The following is a 24,329-nucleotide window of genomic DNA, read 5'->3' as shown; positions in this document are numbered from 1 at the left end:
AAAGCTGGAGCCATGACAGCTTCAGATCGATTGACAGTCCGCGGACCGGAAGACATTCTCGGCTTCATTCCACACTCGCTGGGGTACTGGCCCGCATCCAGCCTGGTGGCCATGACGCTGCACGGCACACGGCTTGGGGCTACGCTTCGGCTCGACCTGCCGGCACGGGACAGCACGGCCAACCCCCACGTGTTTGCCGGCATCGTCCGCCGCTACCTGGAGTCGGACGCCAACGCTGACGGCTCGCTCCTCGCGGTGTTCACCACCGATGCCGACCTGGCTCCGCCCTCTGCCTACGAGCATCTGGTCTCCGCGGTCTCATCAGCATTGGCCCAGGGCGGTATGCCCGTCCGCGACGCGTGGTTCGTGGGCGATGAATACTGGCGGGACGCAACGTGCGCCGATCCGGTGTGCTGCCCGCGTCCGGGCCGGCCCGTCCAGCAGATCAGGGACAGCATGCTCAGCACGGAGATGGTGTACCGGGGCAGCAGTGTTGGCCCGGCCCCCACGGCGGCATTCGGACCGGCGACGGCGGTCCCCGCCCTGCATCTTGCCGCCGTCCTTGACGCGCAGGCCGGCTGGGAGGAAGCGCTTGCCGGGCGCACCGGATGCAGGGCGCAGTTCAATGCCGTGCTGGACTTCTGGGAACATGTGCTGGCACGGCACGCTTCAGAACCCTGGGTCCCCGACGTGGACCGCGACGCCTTCCTCCGTGCCACGCTGCTTTGTCCCACCTGGCGCGACGCCCTGCTGGTCATGGCAGCCGCCGGCAGGAACGTTGCCGAGGCCGGAGCCGACCACTTCGGACTTCTCCGGGCCACGGGCGTGGGCGGCGGCGAAGCCCCGGTGGTGCCGCTGCAGCCTCCACCGCCGGCAAACCCGCCCGGCGGCCGGCGGCGAAGGCCCGGGATGCCGGTTGATCCGGAGGGGACGGCCGGGGAACGCCGGCGGCAGGTGCGCCTGGTGGCCGGAACCGGTGGCGCATCCGGAGCCCGGATTGCCGGCTACGGCGAGGTCCTGATGGGCGCAGCTCCCGAAGTTCCCGATTGGGAAGGCCTGGACGCGCTGGACCGGGTCCTGGGGCGACTCGCCGTGACCGGCGGCCGGGCGGCAGCTGCGGCGCTGACCCTTCAGGGTTGGGTGTCCTGGTGCCGCGGGCGCGGATCGTATGCGGCGGCCTATCTGGGCCGGGCCCTGGAACTCGAGCCTGGCTACCGGCTCGCCGAACTTCTGCTGGACCTCGTGGGTGCGGGAACGCTCTGCGGGTGGGCGGTGCGGAAGAACGCAGCCTGGCAAAAATTCCGGGCGGAAGGTTGCGGTGGGGAGGCCGGCGGGTAGGGCATCCTGTCCGTGGATGCAGGCGCGGGGGAGGCCGGGCGGGCACCCCCGGCTGTGGTGGGCCGTGCAGGGTCGGAGGAGCCCGGGAGCGGCGGGGGAGGCCGGATCCGGGCAAAACGTGAGACAATGGATGTCGAGACCCGGTTGGGTCCGTGTACCGAGTGCCTGTAAGCGTCCCCGCAAGGGAACATTGCAGCCGCCCCGGGAGTTGTCTTAAGTGACTCTGCCGGCCGTGGTGGCGCGTGGTTTTCATCACGGACTTGACAGGGTCATAGTGGTGTTGCCCGTATGGCGATTCCACAGACCACCGCTAGAAAGGTTTTCTGTGACCCCGTCTTCCACGAAGAAGGATTCCGCCGCCCAGGACGTCTTGTCCCCTGAGGAGGAGCAGGCTGCGACCAATGCCAAGCGGGCAGCTACGAGGGCTGCCAACAAGGCTTCGGCCGGCGAGGCTGCAGCGGACGGCAAGCGCGAGCCCAAGAAGCGTGGGCCCAAACCCGGTGCCAAGGCTGCAGCAGCGGCCGCTGGAAAGTCCGCCGGTGACGACCCGGACGAGGTCGAAGAGGTCGAGGAAGACCTTGACGACATCGTCCTCGAAGGTGCCGAAGCCGTTGAGGACGCTGACGCTGAACCCGTCAAGGGTGCTGCCGGCAGCGGCAAGGGCTTCGTCTACTCCGACGCAGACGACGATGACGCCCCTGTGCAGCAGGTCATGTCCGCAGGCGCCACGGCCGACCCCGTCAAGGATTACCTGAAGCAGATCGGCAAGGTGGCACTGCTCAACGCGGAGCAGGAAGTGGACCTTGCGCTGCGGATCGAAGCCGGGCTGTTTGCCGAGGAAAAGATCGCCGCCGACGACGGCTCCATGGACCCGAAGTACAAGCGGGAACTTGAGTTCATCATCCATGACGGCAAGCGCGCCAAGAACCACCTGCTGGAGGCCAACCTGCGCCTGGTGGTCTCGCTGGCCAAGCGCTACACCGGCCGCGGCATGCTCTTCCTGGACCTCATCCAGGAAGGCAACCTGGGCCTGATCCGCGCTGTGGAGAAGTTCGACTACACCAAGGGCTTCAAGTTCTCCACCTACGCCACCTGGTGGATCCGCCAGGCCATCACCCGCGCCATGGCCGACCAGGCCCGCACCATCCGTATCCCGGTACACATGGTGGAGGTCATCAACAAGCTGGCACGCGTCCAGCGCCAGATGCTGCAGGACCTGGGCCGCGAACCCACGCCCGAGGAATTGGCACTGGAGCTGGACATGACCCCTGAAAAGGTCGTCGAAGTCCAGAAGTACGGCCGCGAACCCATCTCGCTGCACACCCCCCTGGGCGAGGACGGCGATTCCGAGTTCGGCGACCTCATCGAGGACTCCGAGGCCGTGGTTCCGGCTGACGCCGTGAGCTTCACGCTCCTCCAGGAACAGCTGCACTCAGTCCTGGACACGCTCTCCGAGCGCGAAGCAGGCGTCGTCGCCATGCGGTTCGGCCTCACCGACGGCCAGCCGAAGACTTTAGACGAAATCGGAAAGGTCTACGGCGTGACCCGCGAGCGGATCCGCCAGATCGAATCGAAGACCATGTCCAAGCTCCGCCACCCCTCCAGGTCGCAGGTGCTGCGGGACTACCTCGACTAAACCGTCAGCAATGGCCAGGGGCCGTCACGGACCCACCGGAAGGTGGTCCGCGGCGGCCCCTTTCCATGTCTGGCCGCCGGCAGTCTTCCGGCAGCGGTTCCGGCTGCGGGCACTGCTGCCGGCCTGGGAGGCTCCGGACGTTGCAGTTACGCCAGATGCGTGGGCCTGGAGCATGCGCTTAAACGCCTGCGGGACCCTTCCGTGTGGAAGGGTCCCGCAGGGTTCGTTGTTACCGATGCCTCATCTAGTCGATCTCGACGGCAGCTTTCTCGTGAAGCTTTCCCGTCTCGTCGTGCCAGTCGGAGCTCAACGGCTTGAGCGTTGCCTCGACTGCACGGGCGTGGTGGCCGCAGAACAGCAGCTCACCGCCGGAGGACTCGAGTACAACCCGGACATATGCCTGAGCTCCGCAACGGTCGCACCGGTCAAGTGCATTAAGCGTGCGGTCTGCCACTGCTGTTGTCATATCGGCCTCCTTAGTAGATCAGTACATCTATATAACCAGCATTCGTATCCAAACCATCGCAAGGATGGGGCAAGTTCGCTGTGCGCGTATCCGCAAGGTTCGGTCAAGAACTGTCCAGTTCCGCCCGTCACCAGGGCCCGTGGCGTGCCGCACACCGGCCGGCGCGTGTGGCAGGCGGCTGTGGCCGCCGTCGCCGACTACTCTGGAAGATGCGGTCCCAGCGCCGCGTCCTCGTCCCTGAAGGAGTTCATCACCAGTGGCACCAAGCTCTGAGTACACCGCCCGCCACCTTTCCGTCCTGGAAGGCCTGGAAGCTGTCCGCAAACGCCCGGGCATGTACATCGGTTCAACCGACTCGCGCGGCCTCATGCATTGCCTCTGGGAAATCATCGACAACTCCGTGGACGAGGCCCTGGCCGGGTTCGGCCACGATATCCGCATCATCCTCCACGCAGACAACTCCGTGGAAATCCACGACGACGGCCGCGGTATCCCCATCGACAAGGAACCCAAGACCGGGCTTACCGGCGTCGAAGTGGTGTTCACCAAGCTCCACGCCGGCGGAAAGTTCGGCGGCGGCTCCTATACGGCGTCCGGCGGCCTGCACGGCGTGGGCGCCTCGGTGGTCAACGCACTGTCCTCGAGGCTGGACGTCGAGGTGGACCGGGGCGGCAAGACATACCGGATGTCCTTCCGTCGCGGTGAACCCGGACGCTTCAAGGACGCCGGTTCCCGCCAGGACCCGGCAGCGCCGTTCACGCCGTTCGTCAACGACTCCGTCCTGGACGTGGTGGGCAAGGCCAAGCGCGGTGTCACCGGCACCAGGATCCGCTACTGGGCTGACCGGCAGATCTTCACCCCCGATGCAAAGTTTTCCTATGACGAACTGGTTGCCCGTGCACGCCAGACCTCGTTCCTGGTCCCCGGCCTCAAGCTCACCGTGCGGGACGAACGCAGGGTTCCCGGAACCCCCGGCGAAGCAGGACCACACGAAGAGGTGTTCCACCACGATGGCGGCATTTCCGAGTTCGTTGAGTTCCTTGCTGCAGATCCGGCCGTAACCGACGTCTGGCGCCTGCACGGCGCCGGGAAATTCAAGGAGACCGTCCCGGTCATCGATGAACGGGGCCACAGCCAGCTGGCCGAGGTGGAACGCGACTGCGAAGTGGACGTGGCGCTCCGCTGGGGGATCGGCTACGACAGCGCGGTGCGCAGCTTCGTGAACATCATCGCCACCCCCAAGGGCGGTACCCACCAGTCGGGGTTCGAACAAGCCCTGATCAAGACTTTCCGCAAAGCCGTGGAGGCCAACGCCCGCAAGCTCAAGGCCGGCAACGACAAGATCGAAAAGGACGACATCTTTGCCGGCCTGACCGCCGTGCTGACCGTCCGGCTCGCCGAACCGCAGTTCGAGGGCCAGACCAAGGAAATCCTGGGTACCAGCGCCGTCCGGGCCATCGTCGCCAAGGTGGTGGAGCGCGAGATCTCCGCCAAGCTGTCCTCCAGCAACCGCAACGACAAGGCCCAGTCGGCCCTGTTGCTGGAAAAGATCGTCAACGAGATGAAGTCCCGCATCTCGGCCCGGGTCCACAAGGAAACCCAACGGCGCAAAAACGCCCTGGAAACGTCCTCGATGCCCACCAAGCTGGCCGACTGCCGGACGGACGACGTCGAACGTTCAGAGCTGTTCATCGTGGAAGGTGACTCCGCGCTGGGCACGGCCAAGCTGGCCCGCTCCTCGGACTTCCAGGCCCTGCTGCCCATCCGCGGCAAGATCCTCAACGTCCAGAAGGCCTCGGTGGGGGACATGCTGTCGAACGCCGAGTGTGCGGCCCTGATCCAGGTGGTGGGTGCAGGGTCCGGCCGCAGCTTCGACATCAATGCCGCCCGCTACGGCAAGGTGATCCTCATGACGGACGCCGACGTGGACGGCGCCCACATCAGGACGCTGCTGCTGACCCTGTTCTTCCGCTACATGCGGCCCATGATCGACGAGGGACGGGTCTTTGCCGCGGTTCCGCCGCTGCACCGGGTGGAGGTCATTAACGCCGGCCAAAAGGCCAACGAGATGATCTACACCTACTCCGAGGCCGAACTGCACGTGCTCCTGGCCCGGCTGGCCAAGGAGGGCAAGCGGTACAAGGAACCGATCCAGCGCTACAAGGGCCTGGGGGAGATGGACGCCGAGCAGCTGGCCGAGACCACCATGGATCCCCGGCACCGCACCCTCCGCAAGGTACGCATCGAAAACGCGCAGCAGGCAGAAGAGATCTTCGACCTCCTGATGGGCTCGGACGTTTCGCCCCGCAAGGACTTCATTATCGCCGGCGCGTCCAGCCTGGACCGGGAACGCATCGACGCCTGACAGGCCCGGACGTGCGGGACCGCCCGGGATTGACGTTCCGGCGGTCCAACAACGGACACAGGGCGCGACGGCGGCAGGTCAGCCGAGCAGGCCCGGAACCACCAGCAGAGCGGTGGGCAGTGCGAGCAGCAGGACGCTGCCGGCCATGACCGCGCTGCGGACGGCGGCCGGAAGCGGCGGCTGGGGCGTCAGGAGGCGGCTCACCCGGGAGGCTGCGGTACGGACGGCGTCCGATCCCGGCCCGCCCGATGCCGACTCGAGGCCGGACAGGGCCAGGGTGGGCGAGGACGGCCGCACGCCACCTGCCCCGGCGTCCGTCCCGGAACCGCTGGCCACGATGGCGATGGCTTTGATCAGTGTCGCTTTGCTCTCGGTCTGCAGGGCGACGTCGTCGGCCAGCATCTCGATCAGTGAATTCACCGACTCCTGGGCGAGCCGGGTGGTGGGAAGCCAGGGCAGGGCCTGCCGCCAGGCCGCGAAGGCCCAGAGCAGCAGGTGGTGGCGCTGGCTCAGGTGGGCGTTCTCATGGATCAGGACGGCACGCAGTTCGGCCGGTTCCAGGGCAGCCATCAGTCCGTCGGACAGGACGGTCACCGAGCGTGCGCCGCCGGGGAGGCAATACGCCACGGGCGAGTCGTGGCTGATGACGAGTGTTCCGGAGCCCTGGCCGGACGGCGAGGCCAGGAGGGCGAGCAGTTCGCGGTGCCGGTGCCGCTGCCGCTGGATCTTGTAGTACGTCAGCAGCAGCGTGAACACCAGGTGGGCCGTGAGCAGGGCGGCCGCGGACAGCGCGAAGATGTGCCAGAACCCCAGTGCTGTGGTGGGCGCGTTGAACAGTACCATGCCGGCCAGGGCCCGCAGCCCGGCAATGAGGTTGTCGCCAACGGGTTCCAGGCCGTAGACCAGCATGGCGCCGATCATGGAAAGTCCGCCTGCGAGCGCGATCGCCTGCCACAGCAGCATGGCCGTGAATGGCGACCTGGCCGGCCACTGCGCCCGCGACAGGAGGATCGGCACCGGCCAGGCCAACATTATTGCAAGGACCGCCAGCAGGTATGAGGCCCAGAACATGGTGGGCTAGAGGTGGCCCAGCAGTTTGCGCAGCGTCTCGGCTTCACCTTCGGAGACGGAACCGATGAAGCGGGCCAGGACGGCCTCGCGGTCCGGGGCGGACCCAAGGACCTCATGCATAAGTTCGGCGGTGTGGTCTGCGCGGCTGGACACAGCCTGGTACCGGTGCGGACGGGTTCCCCGTTCGCGCTCAACCAGGCCCTTCTTCTCCAGGCGGGAAAGTACGGTAAGTACCGTGGTGACGGCCAGTTCCTTGCCCTCGTGGCCTGTTCCGCCCTGCGCTGCCGACGTACGCGCCAGCTGGTCCCGCAGGGTATTGGCCGTAGCCGCTTCCTGGCCCGCCCAGAGCAGGTCCATCACTGCCCGTTCCAGTTCACCAAGACTAGCCATGTCACTTTTTCCTTTATTTCCCCGCACCGTGCGCTTCGAGTCGCCCGGTGACGCCACACGGTTGTTCAACTACACAACTAAATTTACCCCGAAACAGCAGATCCTTCTACATCGGGTAGAACATCTGGCGCGCCGCGGCCAGGTGGGCGATCCTAGGGGAGGGCGAATGGTTTTCGTCGTCCACCGACCATGTTCTACACTTTGTAGAAGTTACAGTTCTACGAAGCGTAGAAAACTGCATCGGCTAACAGTAGGGACTGCCATGGACGCCTTGGAAATCGCACGCTGGCAATTCGGCATCACCACGGTCTACCACTTCATGATGGTGCCGCTGACGATCGGCCTGGGCCTGGTGGTCGCCGTGATCCAGACGGCCTGGTACCGCACCGGCAAGCCCGAGTACCTGCGCATGACGAAGTTCTGGGGAAAACTCTTCCTGATCAACTTCATCATGGGCGTGGCCACCGGCATTGTGCAGGAGTTCCAGTTCGGCATGGCCTGGAGCGAGTACAGCCGGTTCGTCGGTGACGTCTTCGGCGCACCCCTGGCCCTGGAGGCCCTGCTCGCCTTCTTCGTCGAGTCCACCTTCCTTGGCCTGTGGATCTTTGGCTGGAAACAGCTCAAACCGGCCATCCACCTGGCCTGCCTGTGGGTTGCCGTCATTGGATCGGCGCTGTCCGCCTACTTCATCATCGTGGCCAACAGCTGGATGCAGCACCCGGTGGGCGTGGAGATGATCAACGGCCGGCCGGTCATGACCGACGCGTGGGCGGTCTTCACCAACAACACCGCGCTGGTGGCCGTCCCGCACACCCTGTTCGGCGCCCTGGCCGTGGCCGGCGGATTCCTGCTGGGCATCGCGTGGTACCACCTGTGGCGCCGGCGGCACGACGGCGTTGACGCCGTGGGTGCCGACGGCCGGGTGGTCCCCGGTGAAGACGCCCGCATCCCGGGACGTGACCGTACCGACTACAACGTATGGATCCGCTCGCTGCGCATCGGCGCCGTGGTGGCCATGATCTCCTTTGCCGGCACCGCCGTGACCGGCGACCTGCAGGGCAAGCTCATGTTCCAGCAGCAGCCCATGAAGATGGCTGCGGCGGAGGCCGCGTGCCACGACGGCACCGGCTTCTCGGTCCTCAGCGTGGGCAACGTGGGATCGAAGAACTGCGACGACGTGGTGGCAGTGATCGAAGTTCCCGGCATCCTCTCCTTCCTGGCCAAGGGCGATTTCACCACCGAGGTGAAGGGCGTCAACAGCCTGCTGCCCGAGTACAAGGAGAAGTACGGGACCACCCTGCCTGACAACCCGATCTACGGGGACCGTGCAGGCCAGGAAATCCAGTACGTCCCCGTCATGGAAGTCACCTACTGGGGCTTCCGGATGATGATCGGCTTTGGTGGCCTCGCCGCGCTGGCAGCACTGGTGGCACTCTGGATCACCCGCAAGGGGACGGTGCCGGAATCCCGGTGGCTGATGCGCCTGGCAGTGTTTGGCATCCTTGCACCCTTCGGCGCCAACGCCGCCGGCTGGATCTTCACCGAGATGGGCCGGCAGCCGTTCGTGGTGGCACCCAACCCGGATCCCAGCGGAATCGACCAGGTCTTCATGTTCACCGCAGCCGCCGTATCACCCGGTGTCTCCGCAGGGGAGCTGATCACTTCGCTGGTGGCCCTGACCGCCGTGTACGCCGTCCTGCTGGTGGTGGAAGTGAAGCTGCTGGTCAAGTACATCCGCGGCGGGGTGGTCTCAGCCATGCCGGAACTCGCCCATGCACCCGCGGACGAAAACGAAGATGAAACACCCCGCCCCGGCGGCGACGGAGGCACCAAGCCCGCCGACGACGTCCTGGCCTTCGCCTACTAGGCCGCACCGGCTCCAAAGACTGAGCAGAGGAAACACACAATGGAACTGCTTCCCACCATTTGGTTCATCGCCATCGCAGTGCTGTGGACCGGATACCTCTTCCTGGAGGGCTTTGACCTGGGCGTCGGCATGCTGATGAAGCTCTTCGCGCGCAACAACACTGAACGGCGCGTCCTGCTGAACACCATCGGACCCGTCTGGGACGGCAACGAGGTGTGGCTGCTGACCGCCGGCGGGGCCACCTTCGCCGCCTTCCCACTCTGGTACGCATCCCTGTTCTCCGCGCTCTACCTGCCGTTGCTGGTGGTCCTGCTGGCACTGATCTTCCGCGCCGTGGCCTTCGAGTACCGCGGGAAGGTGGACACCGACAGCTGGCGGAACCGGTGGGACTGGGCCATCGCACTGGGCTCCCTTTTCGCCGCCTTCGGCGTGGGAGCGGCGCTGGCCCTCACCACCACCGGGCTGCCGTTGAACGCCAACGGCGACCGTGAGGGCGGGCCCATGGCCTGGTTCAGCGGATACGCCCTCCTGGGCGGCGCGGCAGTCGTGGGGTTCTCGCTCCTGCACGCGCTGGCGTTCCTGGCCCTGAAGACCGACGGGGAGGTCCGGCACCGCGCACGCCAATGGTTCGTACGGCTCCTGCCGGCCCTGCTCCTGCCCATCGCGGCATGGGCCCTCGCCATCCAGTTCATGGACGGCAAGCCCTGGACCTGGGCCGCCGTCGTCCTGGCCGTTGGCGCCGCCATCACTGCATGGCTGCTGGCCCGCCGGGGTTCCGAAGGCAGGGCCTTCCTGGCACTGGGGGCTTTCCTGGTGCTGGGGACCGCCTCCATCTTCGGCGCCGTGTTCCCCGTGGTGCTGCCCTCCACCCTGGACAGCGCCTTTGACCTCACCATCTCCAACGCCTCCTCCTCCGACTACACCCTGGGACTGATGAGCATCGTGGCGGCCTTTGGGCTTCCCCTGGTCATCGCCTACCAGGCCTGGACGTACTGGGTCTTCCGCCGCCGCGTCAGCGCCGCGCACATCCCGGAAGCCCACAGCTTCCTCCCGGCCATCGCCGCCAAGGCCTTCACCACCAAGGGCTGACGTGCGGCCCACTTTCCCTACCGGTCCGGCAACCCGCTCCGCCCTATACTGGCTGGGACTGCTCGCCGCCCTCAAAGCGCTGTCCCTGCTCCTGATCGGCCAGGCGGTGGCCTCCGTCCTGGCCGGCCTCGTGGCCGGAAACCCGGCCTGGGGGAGCCAACTGACCGCCGGACTCGCCGGCGTCGTCCTCCGGTCCCTCACCGTGTGGGCGCAGGCCGTCGCAGCGCGCCGCGCGGCCCTGGGCGTTAAGGAAGAGCTGCGGGCTGAGCTGCTGGAACGTTCCCTGCGCACCGGAGTGCGCGGAACCGGCCCGGGCGACGGCGGCCTGGCGGTCCTTGCCACCCGCGGCCTGGACGCCCTGGACAGCTACTACACCCAGTTCCTTCCCGCACTGGTCAACTGCGCCGCCATCCCGCTGCTGCTGGGAGCCCGGATCCTCTTCGCGGATTGGGTCAGTGCGCTGGTCATCGTGCTGACAGTTCCGCTGATCCCGGTGTTCATGGTGCTGATCGGCCGCTACACCGAGGACAGCGTGCGGGAAGCCCAGGCCACCCTGTCGCGGCTGTCGGCCCACATGCTGGAACTTGCCAAGGGCCTGCCGGTCCTGGTGGGACTGGGACGTGCCAGCGACCAGCGGAACGCCCTCGAGGAGATCTCGGAGGAATACCGTTCACGCACCATGGGCACCCTGCGCACCGCCTTCCTCTCCGCACTGGCCCTGGAACTCATCGCCACCATCTCCGTGGCGGTGGTGGCCGTCTTCATCGGCGTCCGGTTGGTCCATGGGGGCATGCCGCTCGAAGCCGGCCTGCTGGCACTCCTCCTGGCCCCGGACTGCTACCTTCCGCTGCGGGAACTCGGCACCGCCCACCACGCCAGCGATGACGGCAGGGTGGCGCTCGCGGAAACCGCCGCCGTGACCGAAGCCCCCGAGGCAACGCCCCTGCCTGCCACCAAGGCCGGACGGCCCGGCGCACCGCTGACGGTCGACGGACTCACCGTGACCTACGCGGGCCGGTCCGGAACCGCCGTCGGGCCCCTCAGCTTCACCGCGCCGCAGGACAGGATCACCGCGCTGGACGGTCCCAGCGGCGCCGGTAAAAGCACCGTCCTGGGTGTCCTGGCCGGAATTATCGGCCACGGCGGGGCCACGACCATTGCCGGAGCCATCAGCGGCCTAGACCGGCGCGCGGTGGCCTGGGTGCCGCAGCACCCCGTCATGGTGGCCGGAACCGTCCTGGATGAGGTGCTGCTGTATCTCTCGCCGGACTCCGCCCACGGCCCGGACAGGTTTACGGCAGAGGACGCCGCGCGCCGCTGCCTGGAACGCGCCGGAGCCGGGCACCTGGCAGCAAAGCACCAGGCCGAGCTGAGCCCGGGGGAGCTGCGGCGCGTGGCCCTTGCCCGTGGCCTCGCCCGGATAGACGCCGGCGCAACCCTCCTGCTGCTCGATGAACCCACCGCCCACCTCGATGACGCGTCAGCAGCCGTGGTGGAGGACGCCATCCGCCGGCTCCGTGGCCAGGTCACCGTGATCCTGGTAGCCCACAACCAGCGCACCAGGGAGCTGGCGGACGTGCTGGTACCGGTGGCTCCGGAGGGCCGGACCACCGCTGCATCCCGGCAGGACAGCGCCGTTGCCGGGATCCTGCCGGCCCCGCTGCCCGCCGCATCCGGCGGGGAACCCGCCGCTGGGGACCCCTCCGCTGGGAAGCCCGCAGAGGACTCCGCTGCGGAGGGTCCGGCAGCAGTCGCCCCGGAACGGGCCACCCCCGGCGCTGTCCGCCTTCTGGCCGCTCTTCTGGCACCGGTGCGGGGCAGGTTCGCGGCCGCAGCCCTCGTGGGCACCCTGGCGGCCCTCTTCGCCGTCGCCCTGTCCGGCCTCTCCGGCTGGCTCATCATCCGCGCCAGTGAACAACCGCCCATCCTCTACCTCCTGACGGCCATCGTCGGCGTCCGGTTCTTCGGCATCGGACGGGCCGTGTTCCGCTACTGGGAGCGGCTGCTGCTGCACGATGCCGTGTTCGCCGCCCTCACCCGGCTCCGGGGGCGGCTCTGGGAGTCTTTGAGCCGCAGGGCTTTGTCGCTGCGGCGGCTCCTGCAGGGCGGCAACGTGCTGGGAACGGTGATTGACGACGTCGACACGGTCCGCGACCTGCTGCCGCGCGTGGTGCTGCCGCCCGTCACGGCGCTTGCCGTGTCCGTCCTGGCCGTGGCCGCCACCGGTGTCCTGGTGCCGGCCGCCCTTCCCGCCGTGGCGGGCGCATCCATTGCCGGCCTGCTGCTGGCACCCGCGGCCGCCCTGTGGGGCGACCGCAAATCAGCCGCTGCTGAACAGTCCCTGCGCTCCGGGGTCCTGCGCCGCGTGACCGCTGCCCTTGATGCCCGTGCCGAACTGCACGCAAACGGTGTGGCGCCGCGGGTGCTCGACGCCCTGCTGGCCGAGGACCGGGACGCCACGCGCGCTTCCCAGCGCTCCGCCTGGGCCGACGGGCTGGGGCACGCCGTTGCCACTGCAGCCTGCGGCACAGCCGCACTGGCAGCCGCATGGCTTGCCGGGCCAGCGGTGCTATCAGCCCAGGTGGCACCGGCGGCGGCGGCCGTCGTGGTCCTCCTGCTCCTTGCGCTGGTGGAACCCTACGCTGCGATGACGACGGCGGTGCGCCAGTATCCCGCGCTGCGTTCCGTCCTGCGCCGGGTGGGGGAGTCCGGCGCCCTGGACGGCGGCGAACCCCAGGCAGGGCTGGCATCAGTGTCCGCCAGGGCCGGGAACGCCCCCGGCGTCGAGCTGGTGGCGCTTGCCGCGGCATGGCCGGGCGGTTCTCCGGTCTTCTCCGGCCTGGATGCGGTGGCAGTTCCGGGGCGTTGGCTGGCGGTTACGGGTCCGTCCGGTTCCGGCAAATCCACGCTGCTCTCGGTGCTGCTGGGTTTCCTGCCCCCGTCAAACGGCCAGGCCCTGGTCACCGGCCGGGCGGCCTGGTGCCCCCAGGAAGCCCACCTGTTCGATTCGACCATCAGGGGAAACCTGCTGCTGGGGCGGCCGGCCGCGGAAGGCCTGCCAGTCGATGCGGACCGTGAGCTGGAGGCGGTCCTGGCCGCCGTCGGACTGTCCGCCCTGGTGGGACGGCTGCCGGCAGGCCTGGACACCCGCATTGGCCCCGGCGGTGCCTTCCTCAGCGGCGGCGAGCGCCAACGCCTGGCCGTGGCACGGACCCTGCTGACCGGGGCGGAAGTCATCCTGCTCGATGAGCCCACGGCCCACCTGGATGCAGAGTCGGCGGCCGCCATGCTCGCGGACCTGCGCGCTGGACTGCGGGACCGCACCGTGGTGCTGGTGACGCACAACCCGGCCGACATCCACGCCGGTGATGCCCGGCTGGAGCTTTCCGCACCCGCCAAATACCCGCAGGAAACCCTGGCCGTCCGTTAAGCCCCGCTTGCCCGCAACTTCCGTGTGCCGCACCCGGGGTAGCGGCCCTGTCGTCAGCCGTCGACGTCGTGCAGGTGATGGACCACGTCGTGCAAGAAATACTGGGCGAGCGTCAGGATGGTGAACTCGGAGCCGTTGCTGCGCACGCCCTTCCGTCCCCATTCCTCTTCGGGGACGGAAGCGAAGGACTCGGCGGCCTCGTGGCCTTCAGCCGCCAGCTCCGGACCCACCTCGGAAGGATCGGCGTTGGCGTAGTCCTTCTCGAGGGCCGTCTGGTCCTGGTTCCAGTCCGCGAAGCGGGCACCATCCTCGGCCAGCATCAGGTTCAGGCGCTGGTTGAACAGGGTGAAGACGTCCCGCACGTGGCACGCGTACTCCACAGCGGACCACGTCTGCCCGTCGGGACGCTCGGCCGCGTCCGGCCTGCGGAGCACGGCCAGCCACCGGGGAATCATGCTTTCAATGCTGCCGGGAAGCGTGGCAGGGGTGGCCGTCGCGGCATGGAAGTTGCATTCCGGGCAGGGCTGTGACAGGACCCAGGTCCAGTCCTTCTCATCAGGAACGATAGGCATGGGAGCAGTCTAAGCTCTGCGGGCCGAAAGACTCTGGGCCGCATGCAGCACCCCCGTTAACGTGGCCGCATGAGCCAGGAAGCGCACGCAGGCGGCGCTGAGAGCATGGTGCGGCTGGCCGGCCTGAGCAAGCGCTTTGGCCGGACCACGGCGCTCGACGACGTGAGCCTCACCATTGAACCGGGCGAGGTCTTCGGATACCTGGGCCCAAATGGGGCAGGCAAGACCACCACAATCCGGCTCCTTATGGGCATGCTGCGGCCCACGTCCGGCACGGCGTCCGTCCTGGGACTCGACACCTGGCGGCAATCCCGCGACGTCCACCGGCTGGTGGGCTACGTTCCCGGCGAGCCGGCGCTGTACGACCGCCTCACCGGCCACCAGCACGTGGCCTATTGTTCCCACCTGCGGCACCGGGACGACGGCCGGCGGGCGGCAGAGGTAGCGGACCGGCTGGAACTGGACCTGGGCCGGGCGGCCCGCACGCTGTCACGCGGGAACCGGCAAAAGCTCGCCGTGGTCCTGGCGGTCATGTCCCGCCCGCGGCTGCTGGTGCTGGACGAACCGACCAGCGGAATCGACCCCCTGGTCCAGCAGGTGTTCCACTCCATCCTGCGCGAACACACAACGGACGGCGGCTCCGCCCTGTTCTCGTCGCATGTCCTGGGCGAAGTGGAGCGCGTCGCGGACCGGATCGGTGTGGTCCGGGCCGGCAAGCTGGTGGCGGTGGAGCGGTTGCAGGACCTGGCCGCCCGCTCCCTGCACCGGGTTCGGGCCCACTTCGCGGAGGATGTATCCGCGGCGGAGTTCGCCGTCGTTCCCGGAGTGCGGGACGTACTGGTGGACGGCCGGATGTTGAGCTGCAACGCCCCGCAGTCGGCCCTGGACGCCCTGCTCAAACGGGTCAGCGCCCGGGAAGTGGAAGACTTCGAGTGCTCCGAGGCACCTCTGGAGGAGACGTTCCTGAGCTACTACGGAATGGGCAACACCGGCAATGCGGCGCGCCATCCCGCCGCGGCCGGAGCGGAGGCACGCCATGCTGGCTAGCGTCCTGCTGAAGACCCTCCGTGACCAGGCCCGGCAGCTCTTGGCATGGGCCCTCTCGCTGGTCCTGATCGTGGCGATGTACGCCGCCGTCTGGCCGTCGGTGCAGTCCCAGCCCTCCATCAGCGGCTTCATCGAGCAAATGCCGGAGGCGTTCCGTTCCCTGTTCGCCACTTCAAGTGCGGACATGTCCACTCCCACCGGCTACATCCAGGTGGAGCTGCTCTCCTTCATGGGGCCCATCGCCGTGCTGATCTACGCCGTCAGCGCCGGTGCGGGAGCCATCGGCGGTGAAGAGGACCGGCACACCATGGACCTGCTGCTCTCCAACCCCGTGGGCCGGGGCAGGGTAGTGGTGGACAAGTTCCTGGCCATGGTGGCGGGCACCTTCGTGCTGGCCGCGGTCATGGGCGTGTCCCTGGTGCTTGAAGGCAGCCTGGTGGACCTGGTTCTGCCAGCAGACATGGTGGCCGCGGCCATGCTCCACCTGGCACTCCTCGGAGTCGTTTTCGGCTCCCTGGCCCTGGCGCTGTCAGCCGGAACCGGACGGACCGGGATCAGCCGCGGCGTTCCTGCCGTGCTGGCGGTCCTGGCCTACATCGTCAACGCACTGGCACCCCTGGTTGAGGTCTTTGACCGGATCCAGAAGGTGTCGCCGTTCTTCCAGTACATCGCCCACGACCCCCTGCGGAACGGTACCGCCTGGGACAGTGTCCTGGTGTCCGCGGCCACCATCGCGGTGTTGGTGGCGCTCGCCGTGGCCGGGTTTCGCCGCCGGGACGTAGCCGGCTGAACCCGGCCACGTCCGCAAGCCTACTCCGCGGTTTCCCCGGCTGAGGGCCCGTCTGCGGGTGCTTCCGTCCACGCCATGGCCGGCCCCACCACGTCCACGGCCTGGGAGAGCGGGACACCCGATCCGTCCCGGCGGCCGTGCTCCTGCGGCAGTGACCGCGCCACTCCACCGGCCGACGAAGCCTTGGCTGGCCCATGGCCTGCCCATGCCAGCAACAGCATGTCTTCGCCCTTCAGGAACCGGTGCGACCGGACCCCGGTCGTGGCCCGGCCCTTGGCCGGATATTCGGAGAATGCGGTGACTTTGGCCGTGCCCGGGGCGGTGCCGGGAAGGGCGCCGTTGGTGCCGGCAATGGTGACCACGACGGCGGCGTCATCCCCGGGCTGGACAGCGCCGAAGAAGATCACCTGGTCGCCGGCTGCAAGTTTGATCCCGGCCATGCCGCCGGCAGTGCGCCCCTGGGGCCGGACCACGGCTGCCGGGAACTTCAGCAGCTGGGCTTCCCGCGTGAGGAACACCAGGTCGGCGTCATCGGCACCGGCTGGAGCGACTCCCACCACCACGTCCTTGTCCTTCAGGGTGATGACTTCCCAGTCTTCCCGGTTCAGCGGGTAGTCCGGCTGGACGCGCTTCACCACGCCCTGGGCCGTGCCGATGGCCAGGACTTCATCCAGCCGCACGAACGCCACCAGGGTTTCACCCTTGACCAGGGTGAGGAACTCCTTGGCCGGGACGCCGCCGGCCAGGTTGGGCAGGCCCGCCATGGGCGGCAGGACCGGCATGTCCATCACCTGAAGCCGGAGCATGCGGCCCTGCGAGGTGACGGCAGCGATTTCACCGCGGGCCGAGGTCTTGACCACAGAGGTGAACACGTCATGCCTGCTCCGGGGGCCCGCCTCGGCCAACGGTTCCTGGTTGCTGGTGCGGGCCACCTGACCGGAGGCGGTGAGGATGGCCCAGCAGGGATCGTCCGCGATCTCCAGGGACAGTGGAGCAGCCTTGCCCTTTTTGGCCCCGGCCAGCTCGGCAGCTGCGACCGTGGGGGACACGGCCTCGGACTCCAGGAGGACGGTCCGCCGCGGGGTGCCGTGTTCCTCGGCAATAGCGCCAAGTTCGTCGGAGACCACGGTGCGGAGCAGTTCCTCGGAGTCCAGGATGGCCTGAAGTTCGGCAATCTCGCGGCGGAGTTCGTCCTGCTCCTTTTCCAGCTCGATCCGGGAGTACTTGGTGAGCTGGCGCAGGCGCAGTTCCAGGATGTAGTTGGCCTGGACCTCGGTGAGGTCGTAGATGGACATCAGCCGCTCGCGGGCTGCCGCTGCCTCATCCGAGGACCGGATGATCTGGATGACCTCGTCGATGTCCACGATGGCGATGAGGAGGCCCTCCACCAGGTGCAGGCGGTCCTTCTTCTTGCCCAGGCGGAAGACCGTCCGGCGGCGGACCACGTTGATCCGGTGATTGACGTAGACGGACAGCAGGTCCACCAGGCCCAGCGTCTGCGGCTGGCCGTCCACCAGCGTGACGTTGTTGATGCCGAAGGAGTCCTCCATCGGCGTGTACCGGTAAAGCTGCTGCAGGACAGCATTCGGGTTGAAGCCGTTCTTTAGCTCGATAACCAGCCGCAGTCCGTGCTTGCGGTCCGTCAGGTCCACGATGTCGCTGATGCCGGTCAGCTTCTTGGCGTTGACGGCATCCTTGATCTTCTCGATCACTTTTTCCGGACCCACCATGTACGGCAGTTCGGTGACCACCAGGCCGGTACGGCGCGCGGAGAGCTGTTCAATTTCCACCTTGGCGCGGGTCTTGAACGATCCGCGGCCGGTGGCATACGCGTCGCGGATCCCGTCCAGGCCCACGATCCGGCCGCCGCTGGGCAGGTCCGGGCCCGGGACGAACCGCATCAGGTCATCCAGGCCGGCGTCAGGGTGGGCAATCAGGTGCCTGGCAGCTGAGATGACCTCCACCAGGTTGTGCGGGGCCATGTTGGTGGCCATGCCGACGGCGATGCCGGTGGCGCCGTTGACCAGCAGGTTGGGGAAGGCGGCGGGCAGGACATCCGGCTGGGTCAGCTGGTTGTCGTAGTTGGGGACGAAGTCCACCACGTCTTCGTCGAGGTGGTTGGTGAGCGTGAGGGCGGCCGCCGCGAGCCTGGCCTCGGTGTACCGCGGTGCCGCCGGGCCGTCGTCGAGCGAGCCGAAGTTCCCGTGCCCGTCAATGAGCGGCAGCCGCAGCGAGAAGTCCTGCGCCATGCGCACCATGGCGTCGTAGATGGCAGCATCGCCGTGCGGGTGCAGCTTGCCCATGACCTCGCCCACCACGCGGGCGCTCTTGACGTGGCCGCGGTCAGGGCGCAGGCCCATGTCGCTCATCATGTACAGGATGCGGCGCTGCACCGGCTTCAGCCCGTCACGCGCATCCGGCAGTGCCCGGGAGTAGATCACCGAGTACGCATACTCCAGGAAGGAGCCCTGCATTTCGGACGTCACGTCGATATCGACGATGTTTTCCGTGTAGCTGTCGTCCACGATGGGTTTTGAACTTTGCCGGCGGGCCATGGGGTTTGGTGAATCCTTCTGCGGTTACTGCGCAGCCTTGGGGTGTGCTGCGATAGTTTTTGGCTAGGCTAAGCCTATGGTGGATCAGCCCGGGGACGGCGAATATCCGGAATATTGGGAAGCCGATGTCGTCCTGCGGGACGGCGGGACAGCGCATCTGCGGCCCATCCACCCGTCGGACGCGGACGCCGTCCAGGCCTTCCATACCGGGCAGTCGCAGAATTCAATCTACATGCGCTTCTTCGCGTTCAAGGCGCGGCTGTCCGCCAAGGAGCTCAAGCGGTTCACCGAAGTGGACTACAAAGACCGGGTGGCGTTCGTCATCACCATCGGCGGCGAGATCATCGGCATCGGACGCTATGACCGGCTGACCGATCCCACGGAAGCCGAGGTCGCGTTCAACATCGCCGACGCCCACCAGGGGAGGGGCATCGGCTCCATCCTGCTGGAGCACCTTGCAGCCGCGGCGCACGAAAACGGGATCCGGAAGTTCACCGCCGAGGTCCTGCCGGAGAACCGCAAGATGCTGATGGTCTTCTCCGACGCCGGCTACGACGTCAAACGCCACTTCGACGACGGCGTCGTCAGCCTCGAGTTCAACGTGGACCCCACCGAAAAATCCCGCGCCGTGATGGAATCCCGCGAGCACCGTGCAGAGGCCAGGAGCGTCCGGGACCTGCTGGCGCCGTCGTCCGTTGCCGTGATCGGTGCCAGCCGCAAGTGGGGGACCGTGGGGTACCAGCTGCTGGAGCACATCATCGAGGGCGGTTTCCACGGCCCGGTGTACGCAATCAATCCCGAGGCGCTGGAACTGGCCGGCATGTTGTCCTACGGCAAGCTCTCCGAAGTTCCCCATCCCGTCCAGCTGGCCATCATCGCCGTGCCCTACGAGGAAGTCGCCGGCGTAGTGGAAGAGTGCGCGGTAGCGGGCGTCAAGGGCGTAGTGATCGCCTCCGCGGGCTTCGCGGACGACGGCGAACGCGGCCTGCTGCGGCAGCGCGCCCTGGTGCGCCAGGCCAGGGCCAACGGAATGCGGGTGATCGGGCCGGCGTCGCTGGGCATCGCCAACACCCACCCGGACGTGTCCCTGAACGCGTCCATGGCCCCCACCATGCCGTTGCGCGGCAGCCTCGGCCTGTTCAGCCAGTCGGCGGCCATCGGCGTCTCGCTCTACGCCGCTTCCAGCCGGCGCCGGCTGGGGCTCTCCAGCCTGCTCTCGGCCGGCAACCGGGCGGACGTTTCCGGCAACGACATGATGCAGTACTGGGAAGACGACTCCGACACCTCGGCAGTAGGCCTGTACCTCGAATCGATCGGCAACCCGCGCAAATTCTCCCGCATCGCCCGGCGCCTGGCACGCACCAAACCCGTGATCGTGGCCAAATCGGACACCATGGGACTCCGTTTGCCGCCGGGGCATGCCGTACGGACCACGCAGGCGCCGGCGGGCGCGCTGGATGCGATGCTGCGCCAGTCCGGCGTGATCCGGGTAGAGACCGTGGAACAACTGGTGGACGTGGCGACGGTGGTCTCCGGCCGGCCCCTTCCGGCCGGGCCCGACGTCGCCATCTTCAGCAACTCCCAGGCGCTGGGCAATGTGGTGGCGGACAGTGCCGCGGCGCATGGCCTGGGAGTGGCGCAGGTGGTGTCCGGCCTCGACCTTGATACCGGACAGTCGGTGGCCCTGCCTGCGCTGCGCAGGGCCCTCCTGGAGGCCTTGGCCTCAGACACCGTGCACGCCGCCGTGGCCGCCCTGCTGCCCGCCCGCGGCCTGACGGTCGACGCGGTGGCCCAGGTCCTGGCTGAATGCTCCGCAAGCGCAGGGAAACCGGTGGTGGCGGCGTTCACCGGAATCCTGGATCCCGCCATCACGGTGGAAGGACTGCTGGGAACAGGGGACTGCACCGTCCCCTGCTTCTCAAACCCCGGCGCTGCCGTGGCCGCGCTCGCCGCCGTGGTCCGGTACGCCGAATGGGCGGCCCGCGACCAGGGCCACTTCGTGGAGCCCGCCGGCTGCGATCCGCGCCAGGCGGCTACCGAAATTGATGAACTGCTGCGGGACGTCACGGGCGAGCAACTCAAGCAGCTGGACCCCGCGGCGACGGCGTCCCTGTTGGGCCACTACGGCATTTCCGTCCTGCCATCGGCACCGTTCACCACCCCCGACGAGGCCGTTGCGGCAGCAGATTCGCTGGGCTGGCCGGTAGTACTGAAGACCACCGAGCCGGCCCTCCGGCACCGCCTGGACCTGGGTGGCGTCCGGCTTGGCATCGAGGACGCCGAGTCGCTGCGCCTGAACGTGCTGCAAATGCGGCGTGCGCTCGCCGCCTACGGAGATCCGGCGCTCGAAGTCCAGGCCATGGCGCCGGTGGGACAAGCGTGCACCTTCCGCGCCATCGAGGACCCCTTGCTGGGTCCTGTCATCTCCTTTGGACTCGCCGGTGACGCCGTCAACCTCCTGGACGACTGGGCCCACCGCGTTCCACCGCTCTCCGCGGCGGACGTCCACGACTTCATCCGCGCGCCCAGGGCGTCCCGGAAGCTCTTCGGCTACCAGGGCCTTCCCGCTGTTGACGTGCAGGCCCTGGAGGACCTGGCCGGCCGTCTGGCCTGGATGAAGGACAACCATCCGGAGATCGCGCTGGTGGAATTCAACCCCGTCCTGTGCGGGCCGGCGGGGGCCACCATCCTTGCCGCCGACGTCCGGATCGGCAACGCTGCGCAGCGCACCGACAGCGCCCGCAGGGCCATGCTGGGCTGAGGCGGTTAGCAAGTGACCGGCCGATCTGTGAAAATGGGGGCATGAGCTTCCAGCCTCCCGCGTCGGCACCCGAAACGCCCGGAAACGAAAACCAGGCAATCCGCCAGCACAGCTCACACAACCACGGAGCGCAGGGCCAGAGCCTGGAGGACGCGCTGCAGAAGGCCGGCTTCTACCCGCGCCTGGTGTCTGATGTTGTCGATGACGCCTTGGATGGCCGGGACTGCGTAGCCCACCTGGTGCACCTGGAAACCCACTTTGACCGGGCGGAAGTCCGCCGCCACATCACGGTCCTGGTCCTCACCGCCGACATGCTGGTCATCACCCATGTGGATGACCAGCAGCTGGACGAGGCAGGGGAGCAGATCGTCGCCCAGATCTCCACCGAGTCCGTTCCCGTCGCCCAGATCCGGTCCGTGGTCCTGAGCTACATGTACGCGCAGCCGCAGAACTACAAGCCCTCGGATCCGGTCCGCGAACTGACGCTGTCCATCGCCTGGTCCGGCGGCCAGCGGCTGGACATGGGCCCGGCGAGCTGCGGTGATCCGCAGTGCGAAGCGGACCACGGCTACACCGGAACCATCGCCCAGGAGGACATCGTCCTGCGCATCAGCGCTGAGGCAGACGGGCTGCAGGCCGTCCAGGACGCCAAACTCTTCGCACGGGCCCTGCGTGCGGTCAACACCGGGTCCGCCGCCCCCGCATCGCACGCCCAGTCCATGGCGCCGCGGCCGCGTTCCGGGGTATTCGGCAACCGGCTCAGCCGCGGGCACCAGCAGCGCTGAGATGCCGGAAGACCGTCACCACGCCGTACCAGCCACCGGACGCACCCCCGACCTTCCGCCCGCTCCCGCCTACGGGCAGCGCTCCATCGCCGAAGTCCTGACCAGCGCAGCGGCCAGCCTTGGGATGGGGGAGTTCACCAACACCCTGGCACTTCCTGCCGCATCACGGGTTTGCGTTGTCCTCGCGGACGGACTGGGCCGGAACCTCCTCAAGCAGAAATCCGCCCATACGCCCTTCCTGCGCTCTGTGCTCCAGGCCGGCCAGGGTGACGTCCCGGTGTGGCTGGACTCCGCGTTCCCCTCCACGACCGCCGCGGCGCTGTCCAGCTTTGGCACCGGCCTTCCGGCCGGCCAGCACGGAATGGTGGGCTACGACGTCCTGGACCCGGACCAGGACAAGGTAGTCAACCTGCTGGGCAACTGGGACCCGGGCGTTGACCCGGCCGCCTGGCAGCCTTTCCCCACCGTTTTCGAGCGGATTGCGCATCACGTGGAGGTCACCACGGTCAGCCTGGCCCAGTTTGACGGATCTCCGATGACCCGGGCGGCGCTGCGGGGCGGAAAGTTCATCCCGGGGACCACCCCCCATGCCCGGACCGCCGCCGCTGCCGACGCCATGGCAGCGGCCGGCCCGTCCCTCATGTACTTCTACGTCAACGACCTGGACAAGGCCGGGCACCGCTACGGCTGCCGCTCCGAGCAGTGGGAACACCAGTTCGAAGAGCTCGACGCCACCGTCAAACGCCTCAACGCCACACTTCCTGCCGGCACCACCATCCTGCTCACGGCCGACCACGGCATGCTGGACGTAGACGAGCCGCGAAGGATCGACTTTTCCACCGACCCCGCCCTGGTGGACGGCGTCCGCCACACCGCAGGGGAACCACGGATGGTGCACCTGTACCTCGAGGAAGCGCACCTGTCCGACGGCGGCGCGGAGCGGCTGTTGGCCGCCTGGAAGGCGCGGTTCGGTGACCGGATCTGGGCCTTTACCCGCGGGGAAGCCGTTGCCGGGGGACTCTTCGGCGACGATGTCCGGCCTGCCGTTGAAGGCAGGATCGGTGACGTCATGATCGCGGCGCGGGACGCCGTCGCGCTTTACGACGGGCGGCGCATGCGTCCGACTGCCATGGAGGTGGTGGGCCAGCACGGCTCACTGACCAAGGCCGAGCGTGAAGTCCCGCTGCTCTGCTTCACGGCTGAAGGAAGGACGCGGCGGCGTGGCTGAACTCATCTTCTTCTCCGGCACCATGGACTGCGGAAAGTCCACCCTGGCCCTGCAGATGGACTACAACCACCGGGTCCGCGGCCGTGGCGGCGTCCGGTTCAGCAGGAACGACCGCGCCGGCGAGTCCCGGATCTCCAGCCGCCTTGGCCTCGAGACCGACGCGGTGGAGGTCCTGGACAGCACCGACTTCTGGGAGGAAGTCATGCTCCGACGCACCCAAGGCCGGCGGGTTGACTACCTGATCTGCGACGAAGCCCAGTTCTACACGCCCCAACAGGTGGAACAGCTGGCCAAAGTGGTGGATGAGATCGACGTCGACGTCTTCGCGTTCGGCATCACCGCTGATTTCCGCACCCGGCTGTTCCCCGGCTCCCAGCGCCTGATCGAACTCGCCGACCGGGTGCAGGTGCTCCAGGTGGAGGCGCTGTGCTGGTGCGGCCGCCGGGCCACGCACAATGCCAGGACGGTCGACGGCGTCATGGTCACTGAGGGCGCGCAGGTGGTGGTCGGTGACGTGGACATGGTGGTGGAAGCTGCCGTCCCGGAAGCCGGGCATATCCCCGTAGTGGGCTACGAGACACTCTGCCGCCGCCACTTCATGCGGCGCGTGACGGCGCACGGAGCGTCGTTGATGGCACAGCAGGACCAGTTGCTGCCGTTCGAGGTTGATGCCTGCCTCTGGCACGGCTCCGGCGGGCCCGGCGAGGGCCGGGGGACTGGCTCAAGGGGCTGACCCGCCCGCGCACGCACCGGCACTTCCATTCCGGGACGCAGAAGCGCTCCCCTTCGCCTCCACGGCGAAATGGCTTGACCCGCTTGATTGTCGTACCCCCTTGTCATGATGGGTTTATGGGAATGGCGGCGGTGGTGAAGGCGTTCGAAGGTGTTCGTGCTGCCCTTGCTGTGCTGGTTGCTGAGGTTGATGGTGCCGGGGTGGAG

At 67.7% G+C, this 24,329-nt stretch carries 17 protein-coding genes; 12 read left to right on the top strand and 5 right to left on the bottom strand.

Annotated features, from left to right (window positions below):
- The first annotated feature begins 12 nt into the window (after window positions 1–12).
- Entirely contained in the window at window positions 13–1,338 is a 1,326-nt protein-coding gene (locus HNO81_RS17480) for a DUF4192 domain-containing protein (RefSeq protein ID WP_175319375.1), read from the top strand.
- 325 nt (window positions 1,339–1,663) lie between these two features.
- Window positions 1,664–2,974, top strand: coding sequence for an RNA polymerase sigma factor (locus tag HNO81_RS17475; RefSeq protein WP_175319374.1), 1,311 nt, complete (start codon window positions 1,664–1,666; stop codon window positions 2,972–2,974).
- 244 nt (window positions 2,975–3,218) lie between these two features.
- Here the strand turns inward: HNO81_RS17475 and HNO81_RS17470 are convergent, their stop codons facing one another.
- Window positions 3,219–3,440 (bottom strand): hypothetical protein, encoded by a 222-nt coding sequence (locus HNO81_RS17470; RefSeq protein WP_013600696.1) that lies wholly within the window; start codon window positions 3,438–3,440, stop codon window positions 3,219–3,221.
- A 256-nt stretch (window positions 3,441–3,696) separates the two neighbouring features.
- Here HNO81_RS17470 and HNO81_RS17465 point away from each other — a divergent pair, with 256 nt between their 5' ends.
- The gene (locus HNO81_RS17465) at window positions 3,697–5,805 is read left to right on the top strand and encodes a DNA topoisomerase IV subunit B (protein WP_175319373.1); all 2,109 of its coding nucleotides are present in this window, start codon (window positions 3,697–3,699) and stop codon (window positions 5,803–5,805) included.
- Between the two features lie 78 nt (window positions 5,806–5,883).
- On the opposite strand, the gene HNO81_RS17460 is transcribed toward HNO81_RS17465, so the two are convergent.
- Both HNO81_RS17460 and HNO81_RS17455 read right to left on the bottom strand, forming a co-directional pair.
- Entirely contained in the window at window positions 5,884–6,876 is a 993-nt protein-coding gene (locus HNO81_RS17460) for a M56 family metallopeptidase (RefSeq protein WP_175319372.1), read from the bottom strand.
- A 6-nt stretch (window positions 6,877–6,882) separates the two neighbouring features.
- Window positions 6,883–7,266, bottom strand: coding sequence for a BlaI/MecI/CopY family transcriptional regulator (locus HNO81_RS17455; RefSeq protein ID WP_175319371.1), 384 nt, complete (start codon window positions 7,264–7,266; stop codon window positions 6,883–6,885).
- A 262-nt stretch (window positions 7,267–7,528) separates the two neighbouring features.
- On the opposite strand from HNO81_RS17455, the gene HNO81_RS17450 reads away from it, so the two are divergent.
- The 3 genes from HNO81_RS17450 to cydD are packed head-to-tail and all read left to right on the top strand — an operon-like array spanning window position 7,529 to window position 13,652.
- Window positions 7,529–9,133 carry a cytochrome ubiquinol oxidase subunit I gene (locus HNO81_RS17450; RefSeq protein WP_175319370.1) on the top strand — a complete coding sequence of 535 codons (1,605 nt, stop codon included), beginning with the start codon at window positions 7,529–7,531 and terminating at the stop codon, window positions 9,131–9,133.
- 39 nt (window positions 9,134–9,172) lie between these two features.
- Entirely contained in the window at window positions 9,173–10,222 is a 1,050-nt protein-coding gene (gene cydB / locus HNO81_RS17445; RefSeq protein WP_175319369.1) for a cytochrome d ubiquinol oxidase subunit II, read from the top strand.
- Window position 10,223: 1 nt separating this feature from the next.
- Window positions 10,224–13,652: a thiol reductant ABC exporter subunit CydD gene (gene cydD / locus HNO81_RS17440; protein WP_175319368.1), complete on the top strand. Its 3,429-nt coding sequence runs from the start codon at window positions 10,224–10,226 to the stop codon at window positions 13,650–13,652.
- A gap of 53 nt (window positions 13,653–13,705) precedes the next feature.
- On the opposite strand, the gene HNO81_RS17435 is transcribed toward cydD, so the two are convergent.
- The gene (locus tag HNO81_RS17435; protein ID WP_175319367.1) at window positions 13,706–14,224 is read right to left on the bottom strand and encodes a DinB family protein; all 519 of its coding nucleotides are present in this window, start codon (window positions 14,222–14,224) and stop codon (window positions 13,706–13,708) included.
- 69 nt (window positions 14,225–14,293) lie between these two features.
- Between HNO81_RS17435 and HNO81_RS17430 the strand changes: the two genes are divergently transcribed.
- Together HNO81_RS17430 and HNO81_RS17425 are read left to right on the top strand one after the other, a co-directional pair.
- The gene (locus HNO81_RS17430; RefSeq protein WP_175319366.1) at window positions 14,294–15,271 is read left to right on the top strand and encodes an ABC transporter ATP-binding protein; all 978 of its coding nucleotides are present in this window, start codon (window positions 14,294–14,296) and stop codon (window positions 15,269–15,271) included.
- Window positions 15,261–16,061: an ABC transporter permease subunit gene (locus HNO81_RS17425; protein WP_175319365.1), complete on the top strand. Its 801-nt coding sequence runs from the start codon at window positions 15,261–15,263 to the stop codon at window positions 16,059–16,061. Before HNO81_RS17430 ends, HNO81_RS17425 begins: the two co-directional genes overlap by 11 nt.
- A 20-nt stretch (window positions 16,062–16,081) precedes the next feature.
- Here HNO81_RS17425 and HNO81_RS17420 read toward each other — a convergent pair whose 3' ends face one another.
- Window positions 16,082–18,616 (bottom strand): DNA topoisomerase (ATP-hydrolyzing) subunit A, encoded by a 2,535-nt coding sequence (locus HNO81_RS17420; protein WP_175319364.1) that lies wholly within the window; start codon window positions 18,614–18,616, stop codon window positions 16,082–16,084.
- A gap of 76 nt (window positions 18,617–18,692) precedes the next feature.
- Here HNO81_RS17420 and HNO81_RS17415 point away from each other — a divergent pair, with 76 nt between their 5' ends.
- Genes HNO81_RS17415 through HNO81_RS17400 form a run of 4 tightly spaced genes read left to right on the top strand, consistent with a single transcriptional unit; the run spans window position 18,693 to window position 24,123 of the window.
- Window positions 18,693–21,377, top strand: coding sequence for a GNAT family N-acetyltransferase (locus HNO81_RS17415; RefSeq protein WP_175319363.1), 2,685 nt, complete (start codon window positions 18,693–18,695; stop codon window positions 21,375–21,377).
- Window positions 21,378–21,418: 41 nt separating this feature from the next.
- Window positions 21,419–22,162 carry a DUF5998 family protein gene (locus HNO81_RS17410; protein ID WP_175319362.1) on the top strand — a complete coding sequence of 248 codons (744 nt, stop codon included), beginning with the start codon at window positions 21,419–21,421 and terminating at the stop codon, window positions 22,160–22,162.
- A 1-nt stretch (window position 22,163) separates the two neighbouring features.
- On the top strand, window positions 22,164–23,390 hold the full coding sequence (locus tag HNO81_RS17405; RefSeq protein WP_175319361.1) for an alkaline phosphatase family protein: 1,227 nt from the start codon (window positions 22,164–22,166) through the stop codon (window positions 23,388–23,390).
- Window positions 23,383–24,123 (top strand): thymidine kinase, encoded by a 741-nt coding sequence (locus HNO81_RS17400; RefSeq protein ID WP_175319360.1) that lies wholly within the window; start codon window positions 23,383–23,385, stop codon window positions 24,121–24,123. Before HNO81_RS17405 ends, HNO81_RS17400 begins: the two co-directional genes overlap by 8 nt.
- Window positions 24,124–24,329: the final 206 nt, after the last annotated feature.

Source organism: Pseudarthrobacter sp. C4D7, from assembly GCF_013359725.1.
GTDB lineage: Bacteria > Actinomycetota > Actinomycetes > Actinomycetales > Micrococcaceae > Arthrobacter.
Note: the sequence above shows the minus strand (reverse complement) of the source record. Positions and strands in the feature narration are given on the sequence as shown.

Coding starts and splice junctions, on each gene's coding strand:
- HNO81_RS17455 (WP_175319371.1), bottom strand. CDS start 7,266: ATGGCTAGTCTTGGTGAACTGGAACGGGCAGTGATGGACCTGCTCTGG.
- HNO81_RS17420 (WP_175319364.1), bottom strand. CDS start 18,616: ATGGCCCGCCGGCAAAGTTCAAAACCCATCGTGGACGACAGCTACACG.
- HNO81_RS17435 (WP_175319367.1), bottom strand. CDS start 14,224: ATGCCTATCGTTCCTGATGAGAAGGACTGGACCTGGGTCCTGTCACAG.
- HNO81_RS17480 (WP_175319375.1), top strand. CDS start 13: ATGACAGCTTCAGATCGATTGACAGTCCGCGGACCGGAAGACATTCTC.
- HNO81_RS17425 (WP_175319365.1), top strand. CDS start 15,261: ATGCTGGCTAGCGTCCTGCTGAAGACCCTCCGTGACCAGGCCCGGCAG.
- HNO81_RS17415 (WP_175319363.1), top strand. CDS start 18,693: ATGGTGGATCAGCCCGGGGACGGCGAATATCCGGAATATTGGGAAGCC.
- HNO81_RS17410 (WP_175319362.1), top strand. CDS start 21,419: ATGAGCTTCCAGCCTCCCGCGTCGGCACCCGAAACGCCCGGAAACGAA.
- cydB (WP_175319369.1), top strand. CDS start 9,173: ATGGAACTGCTTCCCACCATTTGGTTCATCGCCATCGCAGTGCTGTGG.
- HNO81_RS17430 (WP_175319366.1), top strand. CDS start 14,294: ATGAGCCAGGAAGCGCACGCAGGCGGCGCTGAGAGCATGGTGCGGCTG.
- HNO81_RS17405 (WP_175319361.1), top strand. CDS start 22,164: ATGCCGGAAGACCGTCACCACGCCGTACCAGCCACCGGACGCACCCCC.
- HNO81_RS17450 (WP_175319370.1), top strand. CDS start 7,529: ATGGACGCCTTGGAAATCGCACGCTGGCAATTCGGCATCACCACGGTC.
- HNO81_RS17470 (WP_013600696.1), bottom strand. CDS start 3,440: ATGACAACAGCAGTGGCAGACCGCACGCTTAATGCACTTGACCGGTGC.
- HNO81_RS17460 (WP_175319372.1), bottom strand. CDS start 6,876: ATGTTCTGGGCCTCATACCTGCTGGCGGTCCTTGCAATAATGTTGGCC.